10 protein-coding genes and 3 pseudogenes are annotated in these 14,307 nt (G+C 49.8%); 2 read left to right on the top strand and 11 right to left on the bottom strand.

Annotated elements, in window-relative coordinates; all coding sequences use genetic code 11:
• Nucleotides 1-905: 905 nt before the first annotated feature.
• From LOK74_RS22540 to LOK74_RS24125, 3 genes and pseudogenes are all read right to left on the bottom strand, one after another.
• Entirely contained in the window at nucleotides 906-1,808 is a 903-nt protein-coding gene (locus tag LOK74_RS22540; RefSeq protein ID WP_230044240.1) for a helix-turn-helix domain-containing protein, read from the bottom strand.
• Between the two features lie 394 nt (nucleotides 1,809-2,202).
• A pseudogene (locus LOK74_RS22535) lies at nucleotides 2,203-3,655 on the bottom strand (SulP family inorganic anion transporter).
• 141 nt (nucleotides 3,656-3,796) lie between these two features.
• A pseudogene (locus LOK74_RS24125) lies at nucleotides 3,797-3,886 on the bottom strand (hypothetical protein); the annotation flags it as partial.
• 117 nt (nucleotides 3,887-4,003) lie between these two features.
• Between LOK74_RS24125 and LOK74_RS24455 the strand changes: the two are divergent.
• Nucleotides 4,004-5,217 (top strand): annotated as a pseudogene (locus LOK74_RS24455) (catalase); the annotation flags it as partial.
• Between the two features lie 229 nt (nucleotides 5,218-5,446).
• Here the strand turns inward: LOK74_RS24455 and LOK74_RS22520 are convergent.
• From LOK74_RS22520 to LOK74_RS22495, 6 genes are all read right to left on the bottom strand, one after another.
• Nucleotides 5,447-5,905, bottom strand: a complete 459-nt coding sequence (locus tag LOK74_RS22520; protein WP_230044237.1) for a DinB family protein — start codon at nucleotides 5,903-5,905, stop codon at nucleotides 5,447-5,449.
• A gap of 354 nt (nucleotides 5,906-6,259) precedes the next feature.
• Entirely contained in the window at nucleotides 6,260-6,589 is a 330-nt protein-coding gene (cyoD, locus tag LOK74_RS22515; RefSeq protein ID WP_230044236.1) for a cytochrome o ubiquinol oxidase subunit IV, read from the bottom strand.
• A 1-nt stretch (nucleotide 6,590) separates the two neighbouring features.
• Nucleotides 6,591-7,211 (bottom strand): cytochrome o ubiquinol oxidase subunit III, encoded by a 621-nt coding sequence (gene cyoC / locus LOK74_RS22510; protein ID WP_230047101.1) that lies wholly within the window; start codon nucleotides 7,209-7,211, stop codon nucleotides 6,591-6,593.
• Nucleotides 7,211-9,184, bottom strand: a complete 1,974-nt coding sequence (locus LOK74_RS22505) for a cbb3-type cytochrome c oxidase subunit I (protein ID WP_230044235.1) — start codon at nucleotides 9,182-9,184, stop codon at nucleotides 7,211-7,213. Before LOK74_RS22505 ends, cyoC begins: the two co-directional genes overlap by 1 nt.
• 17 nt (nucleotides 9,185-9,201) lie before the next feature.
• A complete protein-coding gene (gene cyoA / locus LOK74_RS22500) occupies nucleotides 9,202-10,164 on the bottom strand; it encodes a ubiquinol oxidase subunit II (protein ID WP_230044234.1) in 963 nt (320 codons plus the stop codon).
• A 250-nt stretch (nucleotides 10,165-10,414) separates the two neighbouring features.
• Nucleotides 10,415-10,681 carry a hypothetical protein gene (locus tag LOK74_RS22495; protein WP_230044233.1) on the bottom strand — a complete coding sequence of 89 codons (267 nt, stop codon included), beginning with the start codon at nucleotides 10,679-10,681 and terminating at the stop codon, nucleotides 10,415-10,417.
• Between the two features lie 345 nt (nucleotides 10,682-11,026).
• Between LOK74_RS22495 and LOK74_RS22490 the strand changes: the two genes are divergently transcribed.
• Nucleotides 11,027-11,629 (top strand): nitroreductase family protein, encoded by a 603-nt coding sequence (locus tag LOK74_RS22490; protein ID WP_230044232.1) that lies wholly within the window; start codon nucleotides 11,027-11,029, stop codon nucleotides 11,627-11,629.
• A gap of 245 nt (nucleotides 11,630-11,874) precedes the next feature.
• Here the strand turns inward: LOK74_RS22490 and LOK74_RS22485 are convergent, their stop codons facing one another.
• Together LOK74_RS22485 and LOK74_RS22480 are read right to left on the bottom strand one after the other, a co-directional pair.
• Nucleotides 11,875-13,251 (bottom strand): aspartate kinase, encoded by a 1,377-nt coding sequence (locus tag LOK74_RS22485; protein ID WP_230044231.1) that lies wholly within the window; start codon nucleotides 13,249-13,251, stop codon nucleotides 11,875-11,877.
• Between the two features lie 283 nt (nucleotides 13,252-13,534).
• Nucleotides 13,535-13,849 carry an antibiotic biosynthesis monooxygenase gene (locus LOK74_RS22480; RefSeq protein WP_230044230.1) on the bottom strand — a complete coding sequence of 105 codons (315 nt, stop codon included), beginning with the start codon at nucleotides 13,847-13,849 and terminating at the stop codon, nucleotides 13,535-13,537.
• Between the last annotated feature and the right edge of the window lie 458 nt (nucleotides 13,850-14,307).

The following is a 14,307-nucleotide window of genomic DNA, read 5'->3' as shown; positions in this document are numbered from 1 at the left end:
GCAGTGGTTCTTCTCGCCATTATATGAGTCAATTTCCAAATGCTGCTCATTTGACTTCATGGACTGGGGTTTGTCCTGGTAACTCATGGGATTTAAGGTAAAAAAATACACGAGAAATCCACACATAAAGTCTTCCCTTTGTGTACTGCATGGGCAGCATCACGAACTCGCAACTCAGCCTTGGCAGCAAATTATTGTATATTAGCTTCTCGTCCTAGGAAGAAAAAGGCTCTCATTGCCCTTGCTCACAACTTTTTAGTCGTTCCGGGCATTCTATTGTCTTTTTTTATTTGTCCAATGATTCGGAGGATTAGACCAGATTTTTTACTCCGATGCTAGATCATTAGGGATTTTCAAAGAAAAAAGCACCCAAAAAAGTGCTTAACCACCAACACCGTTTTCATAATTATTTTTGCGTCTTGGATTAATTACCTGTTTATCTGCAACGCTACCAACCAAACTCAGGTTTAGAGCCGGCGAGAGAAAATTGAAGTTTTTGTTGATCTGTTGCATAATGCCTGTTGATCTCATATAAGGCTACAGATTGTTTAAAACCAATAATATTATTCGTTCTTGCAGATAAACTGAGGCAATGTAAAATATCATTAATACCTGTAACGTATTGACCATTTTGCAGTCGATATTTGGCCAGCCAATACCGAAAGCGGTAGTAACGGTCTAGATCAACAGAATTCTGCCGTTCAGAAAAGTGGCTGATCTCCGTCGCGAATCGTTCCAATATGTTGTCTATGGAAAACCCATGTTTGACTGCTGACTCGACGATTATGATTAAGCTGGCCAGTAACTCGTTCGGATGATTAACTAAAAATCGTACATAATCGGGGAGAACGTCAGTATTACCCATAAGAACGTCGAGATTGTACGTATTAGCAGTGGCCCAAAGACTAAATTTTTTCTACTTCTTTCAGCCCAACTTCGTCAAGCAGTTCAAACCAGCTAAGGTCTGAGTAACCTGAAACATATTCCTTTGCCTTTTCATACAGACCCTGTTTTTCTAATGCTACTGATTTTAAAAGATACCCTTGTCCATAATATACCACCAAATGCCTCTCTGTTTGTAGAGGTTCACTTACTTTCTTCCGTTTTTTCTTGCGCATTTCGTTTTGGTAAACGATAGTTGCCAACTCCCTCAATTCATCAGCAAACCGTTCGACATCCTCCCACCTGTGGAGTGCAAAGCAGACATTAGCCAGCTGCAAAAGCCCATCCAACCTGTTCCCCTCCGATAACCGATTTCGATACGGCTCAAATCGGATCACGGCCTTCCAGTTTTCCTCAACGTCCGTACCCAGCGAAGCACGAAACAAACGATACTGACTGATCAGGAATCGGTCGGAATGGTTGTCCTTTTCGTTGTCGATCACTAGTCGATAGAACAGCGCGGATTCCTTTCGTCTGCCTGACTTATACAACTGTTCCGCTACGTCATACAAGATCGAGACGTTTTTCGGATTCTCCATTAACACGGCAACAACTCTCTCAATCAATTCCGTTCGGCCAAGTTCCGAACAACGAATCAGGAACGGAATGACTCGCGGTCGAGAGATTCTTTCTGGCATCGCACATTCTTCAGGGTAAAGATCGTACAACCAGCCCGGTTCATAGCCTATCGCTACGGTGATTGCATCTAACTGTCGAACCGTAATCGGACGTGGGGGATTGCTGTTGAAGATTTCACTCAAGTTTCCGTTATTGATTCCGGTTCGTTCACTTAGTTTGCTCAGTGTAAAGCCCTTTTCTTTGAGATGTTTTTCTATCTCGGATCGAATCGTTGGTTGTATGTCCATTATGGAAATCACACCCCCTTGATCGATAAGGAAATATTTATTACACTATACAATATTTTATAACAATCTTACAATATTTTTCATAAAATGAGTTTGATCGAGTAAGAGGGAGATTGACCTGTCTTCATATCGCCTCGGCTGCCGTTCTCCGCTAGCTGGCGGTTCCAAAAGGTCGAAACAACCTTTTTAGCGTATATCTTTTTCAGAAAAAGAGTTAAGGGAATGATCATGCCATACCATATCGGAAATTTCTCAAACAAGCCACGATCCTGTCACAATCCAACCATAGGCACTCCCTTGGCGACAGGTATGCCATCCTTTTTAAAAGCTAACAGATATGACAAAAAGTCTTGATAGGCACTAATCTATCAAGACTTTCTTTTCTTTATCACAACTAATGTCCCGACGGTGCAGAAAGGCCAATCTTTTCGACCAATAGCTGGCTTTCTTCATTTAATCCTTCGATCGATACCTGCTTGTCCCGCTGCTGGTACATAAAGATCACTTTGGCAATCGCCGTCACAGCGGACTGATCCCACACATGCGAGTGCCGAAAATCAATGATGACGTGTTTCGGATCCTCATCGAACTGAAACTGTTCCACGAAATGGCTCATCGTGCCAAAGAACAGCTGCCCGGAAACGGTGTACACTTTAGCCCCGCTGGGGTTGGTCACGGTCGACGTCTTCAGGCGTGCAATCTTCCAGCCAAAGACGAGTGCACTGAGCACCACTCCCGCGATGACGCCTTTGGACAAGTCATGCGTCACCACGACGATCGCTACGGTGGTGATCATCACCACGGAATCACTCAGCGGAATTCTGCGCAGCTCTTTCAATGACTGCCAATCAAACGTACTGATCGATACCATGATCATGACACCCACCAGAGCAGCCATCGGAATCTGCTGCACCACGTCTCCCAAGACCATGATCAGAAACAAGAGAAAGACCCCAGCCACCAGCGCCGACAATCTGCCTCTGCCACCGGATTTTACATTGATGACGGATTGTCCGATCATCGCGCATCCGGCCATCCCGCCGAAGAAGCCTGTTACCACATTGGCGATGCCTTGCCCTTTCACTTCCGTATTCTTGTTGCTCTTCGTTCCCGTCATTTCATCTACAATCGTCGCCGTCAACAGCGACTCCAGGATCCCCACGAGAGCAAGCGCGAAGGCGTAAGGGAAAAGAATTGTCAGCGTCTCAAACGTCAACGGTACCATGGGCAAATGGAAGACGGGCAGCTCACGCGTGATCTGACCCATATCGCCCACCGTTCTTACCTCCAAGCCGAAATACATGGCCAGAGCGGTCATCACAATAATCGCAATCAGCGGCGAAGGAACGGCTCTAATCAAGCGCGGAAGCAAGTAAATAATCGCTAGTGTTCCGGCAACGATCGCGTACATCACCCAGGACTCCCCGACAAAATGAGGCAATTGCGCCATAAAAATCAGAATCGCCAAGGCATTCACAAATCCGATCATGACGGAATGAGGAATGAAGGTGATAAACCTGCCGACCTTGGCATACCCCATCACTAACTGGATGATCCCCGTCAGAACAGTGGCGGCGAACAAATACTCGACTCCGTGTTCCTTCACCAGTGTAACCATCAGCAGCGCCATGGCACCCGTAGCAGCCGAGATCATCCCCGGTCGACCGCCGGTAATGGCGATCACACAAGCGATGCAGAACGAGGCATACAAACCGACCATAGGATCGACACCGGCGATGATGGAAAAGGCAATCGCCTCCGGGATCAGCGCCAAAGCGACCGTCATCCCTGCCAGTACATCCCCCCCGCACATTGGAGAACCACGTCATTTTCAGTTGTTGTAGCAATGATGAACCTCTTTTCTATTTGATGTTTGACTTTCTTCTTGCAAGAAAGCCGGGGCCGTAGAACACAAGTACCCATTATACAGAAGAAACTGTCTTCTGGCTACATAAATTTTTTGGGTTTTGCAAGCCATCCTTTTTGGGTCATACCTTGAACCGCGAAACCACTGGCTGCAGTTCCTCCGCCATTGCCGCTAACGAAGCAGCAGAAGAGGAGATCTCCTCCATCGATGCGCGCATACAGATGCATTGTGACAAGCGGATTGTACGCCACATTCCACAAACGAATACTCCTAAACCTCACTGGTAATCATAGGCATGAATCAAACCATACAAGCAGGAGGAGATGAAATGGACCAGCCCACCAGCCATGACACATACGGCACCGCTGTGGAAGACGTCGGCAGCTCGCTTGATAACCGCACTGGAGAAGGCGAGACAACCGATACCCTCACCAATCGGCAGGGACATCCTATATCGGATAACCAGAATGTGCGAACCGTTGGCAATAGAGGCCCCATCACACTGGAGAATTACCATTTTTTAGAGAAAATCACCCACTTTGACCGGGAGCGAATTCCGGAACGCGTCGTTCATGCCCGAGGAGCGGGTGCCGATGGCTATTTTGAAGCATACGGAAAAGTAGGAGACGAACCAATCTCCAAGTATACCAGGGCAAAACTATTCCAAGAAGCCGGAAAACAGACGCCTGTGCTTGTCCGTTTCTCCACGGTAATTCACGGGATTCATTCGCCCGAGACCCTCCGTGATCCACGCGGATTCGCGGTCAAATTTTATACGGAAGAGGGCAACTGGGATCTGGTTGGCAACAACCTAAAAATCTTCTTCATCCGTGATCCGCTGAAGTTCCCTGATCTGATCCACGCCTTCAAGCCAGATCCGGTAACCAATATCCAAGATCCGGAGCGAATCTTTGATTTCGTTTCCCAAAGCCCAGAAGCTACGCACATGATCACGTTTGTATATTCTCCCTGGGGGATTCCGGCCAACTACCGCCAAATGCAGGGTTCCGGTGTAAATACCTACAAATGGGTGAATCAAGAGGGACAAGCGGTACTTGTCAAGTATCACTGGGAACCGGTAAAACAAGAATCAAAAACCTGACGCAGAGAGAAGCAGAGATGATCCAGGCCAAGAACTTTAACCATGCGACACAGGACCTCTATGAAGCGATCGAGCGGGGCGACTATCCAGAGTGGGAGCTTTGTGTGCAGATCATGAGTGACGATGAACACCCGGAACTGGATTTCGATCCACTCGACCCGACCAAACTTTGGCCGACAGACCGCTTCCCGTTCCTGCCAGTCGGAAAAATGGTACTGAACAAAAATCCGGAGAACTATTTCGCTGAGGTGGAACAAGCTGCGTTCGGCACGGGTGTGCTGGTAGATGGCCTCGATTTCTCCGACGACAAGCTGCTGCAGGGCCGAACGTTTTCCTACTCGGACACCCAGCGCTACCGGGTCGGCACCAACTATCTGCAGCTTCCGGTTAATGCGCCGAAGAAACACGTAGCAACCAATCAGCGGGACGGACAGATGGAATAGTACTTCACCAATGCAGACCCGGAATACGGCAAACGTGTAGCCGACGGTCTGGCAAACATTCGTGACCAGTTAAAAGATCATACGGGTTACCCTGCTGCTGACATGGCTGTTAAGCAAGCCGTTAAGATGGGACATGAAGCAGAGCCATATTGAGTGAGGCAAAAGAGGCGAGGGAAGCTCATTGCTCAGCTTCCCTCACTTCATTGTATGGAGAGCGGTATTTGTGCTACAGCATGCGCCGAATGGACAGAATCGCTCCCGCATGCAGGGCCTCATGGTAAATCGTGCGAACCAATACCTGCGCGATCGTATGCATGCCCGATTCCGTCGCCGGGAACTCCTCTTCCAGCCGATCACCATACTGCTGCCGAATCCATCCGATCTGTCCGCCTAAGAGTTCCCGCAGCGTGTCTAGGGACGGCACGCTTCCCTGCCAATCCGCCGGTTTGGTGCCGTAGTTAAACCAGGTGAGATAACCGTCGGGCAGTTGGATCGGTTCTTTGGTCAAGTGCTGAATCCAGAGATATTGATCTAGATAGATATGGCCTAAGTTCCAGCGAATATTGTTGGAAAACCCGGCAGGCACGACATCAGCCATCTCCTCGGTAACATCGGCAACCAGCCGCAGTGTTCCGTGCCGGTAATCCTCCAATTGTTGGAACAGGACGGCGTGTCTTTTCTCCATCGAATCTCCTCCTTCGTGCCTTGCTGCTTCCCTATCTTTCTAAATCCACTATATTACACCACATGGCGGCTGCCTATCGTTTTTTCCTGCTGGACAAGCAGCGGCAACAGACAACTCGAAACTGGCTCTAAAACATTATCATGAGAAAAAAAGGCAGGAGAAAAGTGAACTTTGGACTTACCCATGTCGGTTCTTTGCTTCGGACGAGCATAGTGGGGGGCGAAAGCGAAAAACAGGTTCGCTCGGCTCGTGCGCTTACAAAAAGACTCTTACATGTGTGTGGCTACACATGCAAGAGTCTTTTCAGATAGAAGCGTAGAAGCGGATTTATCGTGCGTTCCAGCGGATTACGTGTTAGTGAGCCACCGCATTGTAAGTCATGATCCAGATCGATCCGGCGACAATGGTCAGCAAAATGATCAATCCCAAGATTAGAGCCATGATGTTCCACTTGGCGTTCTCGCCTTCCTTCAAATGCATGAAGAAAACCAACTGGACGGCGAACTGTAGTACGGCCGCAGCCAGGATCAGCACGATGGTTCCGGTTCGGTGGAGCATGTCGTTTAAGACGACAACCAGAGGGATAATCGTCAACACGATCGAGAGCAAGAAGCCGACTACATAAGCCGTAAAGGAGCCATGACCCTTATGTTCATGGTCGGAAGCAGCTTTTGTCTGGCCCATCTCACATCACCCCCATTAAATAAACGACCGTAAACACGAAGATCCAGACGACGTCCAAAAAGTGCCAGTATAAGCAGATTACGTCCACTTTGCGCTTTGTGACAGGTGTAATGCCGCGTTTGCGCAGCTGCAGCATCAGACCGATCATCCAGATCAGACCCAGGGAGACGTGCAGGCCGTGAGTGCCCACCAGTACAAAGAAGCTGGATAGGAACGCGCTCGTCGCAATCGTCGCTCCCTCATGCACCATGTTGACGAACTCGAGCATCTCTAGCGCAATAAAGGCAGCGCCGAGCAGCGCCGTCACCGCCAGCCAACCAATCAGCTGGTTTTTCCTGCCCCGATTCATCGCCAGCACCGCAAGTCCACTGGTAAAGGAGCTGGTCAAGAGGATAAACGTCTCGGCGATGATCCCCGGCATTTCAAACAATTCTGCCGGAGTCGGTCCGCCACTGGTGTTGCCCCGCAGGACAACGTACGTGGCGAACAATGTACCAAACAATATGCAGTCCGTAATCAAAAACAGCCAAAAGCCAAAGGTTTTCATCGATTCATGCTCATGTTCGTGATCATGACCATGTGCATGCTCTCCGGTATGCGCAGTTGCTGTTGCATGAGCCATCACAGTGCCGCCCCCCTTGCTTGCGCTTCCGCTTTTTGAACCTCACTGACTGGAATGTAGTAGTCCGTGTCGTAGGAGAACTGACGAACCAACATACAGATCCCGACACCGATCAGAGCCGGAATCGCCATCCACAGCCAGCCCCATACGAACCCAAATCCGACAAAGAACCACAGCAGCGATTTGATAAACGGAATCCCTGAGTTTTTCGGCATATGAATCGGTTCCAACGGCGGGGCGGGAGGCGGAGCGATGCCTTGTTCCCGTTTCTGCTTTTTCTCCCACCAATCGTCTACCGCCTCTACCTGTGGCAGCGTAGCAAAGTTGTAGAGGGGAGCCGGAGAAGGAATCGACCACTCCAGCGTCCGCCCATTCCACGGATCGCCTGTGACATCCTTCTGATTCTTCTTGATGCTGTAGGCAATCTGCCACACCTGAAAGATGAAGCCAATCCCCATCATAAATCCGCCGATGGTAGAAACCAGGTTGAGCGGTCCCCAGCCCATGTCGAAGTCATAGGTGTACATCCGGCGGGTCATTCCGTCAAGTCCCAGGACGTACTGCGGCATAAAGCAGACATAGAAGCCGATGTTCCAAAACCAGAAGGCCCATTTGCCCAAATGCTCATTCAGCTTGAACCCAAACATTTTGGGCCACCAGTAATACAAGCCCGCAAAGTACCCGAAGGCCACACCGCCGATCAGCACCTGATGGAAGTGAGCGATCAGAAAATAGCTGTTATGGAATTGGAAGTCAGCCGGCGCTACAGACAGCAACACCCCGGTCATGCCCCCTATGACGAAGCAGGGAATAAAGGCGATCATCCACATCATCGGTGTGGTAAAGGTAATCCTGCCGCGGAACATCGTAAACAGCCAGTTGAACACCTTCACCCCGGTCGGGATGGCGATTGCCATCGTCGTCACCGCGAAGAAGGCGTTGACGTCGGCGCCAGAGCCCATCGTGAAGAAATGGTGGGCCCAGGTGAAGAAGGAAAAGACACTGATTGAAATCATGGCAAAAACCATCGATTTATAGCCGAACAATTTCTTTTTGGAGAACGTTGCCGCAATCTCTGAAAAGATACCGAATGCCGGAAGCACAACGATATAGACCTCAGGGTGCCCCCACATCCAGATCAGGTTGATATACATCATCGGGTTTCCGCCGGCATCCAGCGTGAAAAAGTGGGTCCCCAGAAAACGGTCGAGGAACAGCAGAGCCAGGGTCACCGTCAAGATCGGAAACGCAAAGATGATGATGATGCAGCTGGAAAAGACAGACCAGGTAAACATCGGCATTTTCATCAGCGTCATTCCTGGCGCCCGCATTTTTAAGATCGTAACGATAAAGTTGATCCCTGTCGCCAAACTCCCGATCCCGGAGATCTGAATCCCCCAGATGTAGAAGTTCTGTCCCACCCCTGGACTATGGGTGAGTCCGGACAGCGGTGGATAAGCAAGCCAACCGGCATCCGGCGAACCGCCGATGACGAAGGAGACGTTGAACAGCATCGCCCCCCAGAAGAACAGCCAAAAACTTAACGCGTTCAAGAAAGGATACGCCACGTCCCGCGCCCCGATCTGAAGCGGCACGACGATGTTGAACAAGCCGAACATGAGCGGCATCGCCATGAACAGAATCATGATCACGCCGTGTGTGGTAAAGATTTGGTTATAATGCTCCGCCTCGAGGAATTGCATCTCGGGCATCGCCAACTGCAGTCTCATCAACAGAGCGTCGACGCCGCCCCTAAACAGCATCAAGATCGAGCAGATGATGTACATGATCCCGATCTTCTTGTGATCCACGGTCGTCAACCACTCGCGCCACAGCCAACCCCACTTTTTAAAATAGGAGAGGACAAACAGAATGGCCACCATCGCAATGGCAATACTGACTTGTGCCCCGAGAATAAGCGGGTCGCCCGTAACAAAAAACTCGGATGCGAAATCTTTTATACTATCCAGCATGTTGGGGCCTCCTTTTGTTAGTGACCGGCATGTTCGTGAGACATGTCAGACTTTGGTTGCTCCGGTTCCGATGACGGGGACTCTTCTGTGGTCATCTGTCTATGACCGGCATGCCCTTCGTCACCTTCTACCACGTACTTGGTCACAATGCGCTCAAAAAGACCTTCCGGAAAAGAAGAGAAATACTGGACATCCGCTTTTCCCGGCTTGGCTAGCTGCTGATAGCCCTCCTCTGTCAACGCAGGAGAGGTCTGCTTCACGGATTCCACCCATTTGTTGAATTCCGCTTCCGAGGTGGCCCGCACCGTGAACTTCATATCGGCGAAATGCTCGCCGCTGAAGTTGGCTCCGGAACCATAGTACTCTCCTGGCTCATCTGCCTGCAGATGAAGCTTCATCGCCATTCCTGACATGGTGTACATCTGTCCGCCCAACTCCGGTATCCAGAACGAATTCATCGGCGCGTCTGAGGTTAGTTCAAAACGGATCGGAACATCCTCTGGGATCTCGATGTAGTTTACCGTAGCAATCCCCTGCTCCGGATATTTAAAGAGCCATTTCCAGTCGAGCGAGGTCGCCTGAATGACCAACGGCTTTTTCTCTGAATCCAATGGCTTGGAGGGCTCCAGATCGTACGTCCCTTTTACCGTGACGATCGCCAGTATGGTGATGATCACCACCGGGATGCCCCACCAAATGGTTTCCATCAAGGTGCTGTGAGACCAATTGGGCTTGTAAGCAGCCTTGTTGCCCGGTTTGTCCCGGTATCGGTAGACGATGAACGCTGTCAAGGCCAGCACCGGTACCAGAATGATCGCGCACAAAAGGGATGAGATCAGAATCAGATCCTTCTGGCTTTCCCCGATAGGCCCTTTCGGGTCCAAGACGCGGATGCTTTCACTACATCCCGACAGCAGCACCAGTATCGAAACGAACAACAATGGTACAATGAAGCGGCGCACTTTTTTCCGCGATTTCATTACACTCCACTCCCTCGGTAGTCCCATCCATTACGGTAATCGTAAAGCGTGTTGTCACCTCTACCTCTACGATAACGGATTGGCACGCGCGCTGCTCCCCTGTTAACAAATACGTCAACAGATCGCCTCAATTTGTCAACCATTTCTTCACGAAACTGACGCAAATGAGCCAATAAACGGCAAAACCCCCCTTCAAGACATGCTTGAAGGGGGGGTTGTGCGATTGGCAAACAGACCAGAATGCGGGATGTTAGGATTGCTCCATCTCCTCAGCCCGTTTGTGAACCAGATGGATCGCAGTGCGTATGACGTAAATATGTACACTGCCCACCATAAATCCGATCCCAACCATCAGAGAGTGGTTCTGGTCGCTGAAATGATGGAGATTGAACAGACTGAGGAACAAGCCGATCAACAGCGCTATCCAAGCCGCTGCTGTCATGATCCTCACCAGACGTTTCACATCTCGCCCGGCAGGCGCTTTATGATGATCATATGTTGCCGTTTTCGTCGTCATCGGAAACACTCCCATTTCCTTGTAAGTGTTTTCATACGAAAAGTATAGCACACAAACGCAGAAATGTTTACGATTTGTTCAATTTTTCTTCAAAAAATAGACAAAGATGATGGGAGGTGATCGTTGCTCCCCTTTCCCTCATCAACTGTCACATGTCCCGCACCGTAAAGACACTTCACCTAAAAGAGACTATTGACACCATTTACTTACTAAAATATACTTACTTACTATAGGTAATTAAATATACTGTGCAGTTATTCTTTTGGGCCTTGCCACATATTGTGACTACCTGTGAGCAAATCAGTCTACTGATTTGTACATAAATCCTTGGGAGGTTATGGAGAGATGTCAAAAGATTTCTTTTCTGCTGTCAAACAGAGACGTACGTATTACGGCATTAGCAAAGAAGCGGTCGTGTCAGATGAACGCATCCGCGAGATTGTTGAGGATGCCGTAAAGCACACCCCTTCCTCATTCAATTCACAAAGCGCGAGAGTCGTCCTCCTGTTGGGCGAACAGCACGACAAATTGTGGGATATCACCAAAGAAACGCTGCGCGGCATCATTAAGGATGATGAGCAGTTTGCTTCCACCGCTCAGCGGATGGCAGGATTCCGCAGCGGATACGGTACCGTACTCTTTTTCGAAGACAACAGCGTGGTGGAAGGCCTTCAGCAGAAACTGCCGCTGTATAAAGATAACTTTCCGATCTGGTCTCATCAGTCATCTGGAATGCTGCAGTACGTGATCTGGACCGGACTGGAGCTAGAAGGCTTCGGTGCATCGCTGCAGCACTACAACCCACTGATCGACGACCAGGTGAAAAAAGAGTGGAACATTCCCGATAGTTGGCAACTGATCGCCCAACTGCCATTCGGCAAACCGACTGCGGAACCTGGCGAAAAAGAATTCCAGCCGCTGCAAGACCGTGTAAAAGTATATAAATGATCGTAGAAGAGAACGCCAAAGGAAGCTCTGATCGGCTTCCTGGCGCTTCTCTTTTTTCTAATAGCCTGGACGAAGCAACTGGTGAATGAAACAATAAGACCGATGCTCACCTCTTCTGCTGGATGAGTATCGGTCTTTTACTACATGTCGGCCGTTTGATACATATCGGTCTGTTTGACGGAGAACCGGTGAAACCAAACCATAGCCCCGGTTTGGCACGTCAGGCATATCGTTGATACCAGCCGCTACCGCTGCGATACGACCGGCTCAGGCTGGAAAAACTCGTCATACAGCGCCAATACGGCACGATCAACGTCCACTTCTTTAACGCCAAACATCATGCTGACCTCCGATGATCCTTGGTTGATCATCTCCAGGTTTACTTGTGCTCTCGCCAGAGCGAGTGTCGCCCTGGCCGAGGTGCCTACGGACTGTCTCATCCCTTCTCCGACAATCATCACAAGGGCCAGCTGACGCTCAACCGATATGTCATCTACGGCCAGCTCTTCGCGCACCCGCTCAACGATGCGCTTCTCTTTCTCTACGGTCAGTGCTGTCTCGCGCAGAATGACCGAGATGTTGTCAATTCCGGAAGGGGTATGTTCATAGGATAATCCCTCTTCTTCGAGGATTTGCAGCAGTCTCCGTCCAAAACCGATCTCTCTGTTCATCAAATACTTGCTGACGTACAGACTGCAAAAACCACGGTCGCTGGCGATACCGGAGACGATGTTCTTATGGGACTTCCGCTCGGCAACAATCATCGTCCCCGGTGCTGTCGGATTGTTGGTATTCTTGATGTTGACGGGAATACCGGCCTCATAGGCAGGGATCAGCGCTTCATCGTGGAAGACGCTGAAGCCGGAATAGGAGAGCTCCCGCATTTCGCGGTACGTAATCTCCCTGATCTCCTTTGGGTTCTCGACCAGGTTGGGGTTGACGGCGTACACGGAGTCCACATCCGTGAAGTTTTCGTATACATGAGCTTTGACAGCAGCCGCCAGGATCGACCCTGTAATATCCGATCCACCGCGGGAGAACGTGACTAGCATTCCCTCCGGCGTGTATCCGAAAAAGCCTGGAAACACGACGATCCCGCTTCTCTCTCTCAGCGAGTGCAAGTTCTCATAGGCCACAGGCAGCACCTGGGCATTGCCTGCTTCGTCTGAGACGTACAGACCCGCTTCATAGGGATTCACGTATTGGGCTTCTTCCCCGAGGCTCTGTAGGTATTGCGCAACCAGTTTTGCACACGTGTCCTCGCCTGCCGCCTTTACCATATCGATAAAACGAGTAGGCGATTCCACTTTGCGCGCAGACAATACTTCATGCAAGTCAGCCATGATCGGCTCCGTGATATCTGGGGAAAGACCAAGCCCCTCCGCTATCTCCTCAAATCGCCGAAAGATCGCACTTTTTTCGTGCTCGGCTGCTCCTTCATCCAGATACCGCTCGGCATACCGGATCAACAGATCGGTCACCTTGGTGTCCGCTTTATCCCGCTTGCCCGGAGCTGACACGACCACAATCCGTCGGTCGGCATCATCTCGGATGATACGGCACACTTTCTTGATCTGCTCGGCACTGGCCAGGGACGTCCCTCCAAACTTTACAACTTTCATCTCCAACTCCCTCTCTCTATTCATCCACATGAGTATAGGGTAAAGGATCTACCCAGAAAAGACAAGTGTCTTTTCTGCGAGGACATCGTTAGCCACCCTTGGTTGGTTCAACACGAATGACCTGGCGGAGATGAATTCCTGCTCCTGTGGGGAAACACTTGCCTCTGCGACCTGACTGAAATCTTCACACATCAGCCCAGTCAAAAACTGTCTTGTCGTCTCAAGCTTCTGTTACGAACCGATACACTGCCTTCAGGGGGTGAGTGAGTGGATCAACCGATCCCTATGCCCGCTTCACCGCTTTTACCTCATAAAAACTGTGTTGAGAACTGATTACGTGATCCGGCTTTGGTTTTCCTCTGTTTTTTCTGTGGCCTTCCAGGTGGGCCTCGCTGGTCTCCCAATTTTTCCATGCTTCTTCAGACTCCCAGCGGATCATGATGACCACTTCTTCGTCTCCTCTTTTCACTTTTTTGACAAGCACGCTTAAATCGATAAAACCCGCCGACTTTTCAACCGCTCCCTCAGCACGGAAGCGCTCGACCACCCGATCAGAAGTGCCTTTTTTCACTACGATTGTAATGGTTTCGATAAACATGTTATTCCGCTCTCCCTATACGTTTTCTATCATACAACGATGCTTTCATTGTATTGATAACGATTATCAATGTCAATTTTCGGAGCGGTTGCTTACGCGCTTTTGTCTACTTTGCCCTTCCCACCCATGGTGGTGGCAGCCACGGGGGAGGCAGCGTGGGGCATTCCTACAGCACTCGCATGAAAAAAAGCTAAGGATCCTCCTTAGCCATTTTGTTGCCAAACCGTGCTATCGACGATTATACGGTTGTTTGTCATCACGTCTTATGGTTGCAGAAGGAACCGAATCATATGATGGCTAGGGGAGGAGTTGTACGATGGAAACAGACGTTGAAACAACAATGGCCCTTTCCTCTACGGAAACACGATAACTGCCATGGATAAAAAATACAACCAAAGTTGGGATTTTTTCCCTTATGTTTGCGACACCTGCAAACACGCTGGTCCTGGGTGCTGGTG

The sequence above is a fragment of the Brevibacillus humidisoli genome (assembly GCF_020923435.1).
Lineage (GTDB): Bacteria > Bacillota > Bacilli > Brevibacillales > Brevibacillaceae > Brevibacillus_E > Brevibacillus_E humidisoli.
Note: the sequence above shows the minus strand (reverse complement) of the source record. Positions and strands in the feature narration are given on the sequence as shown.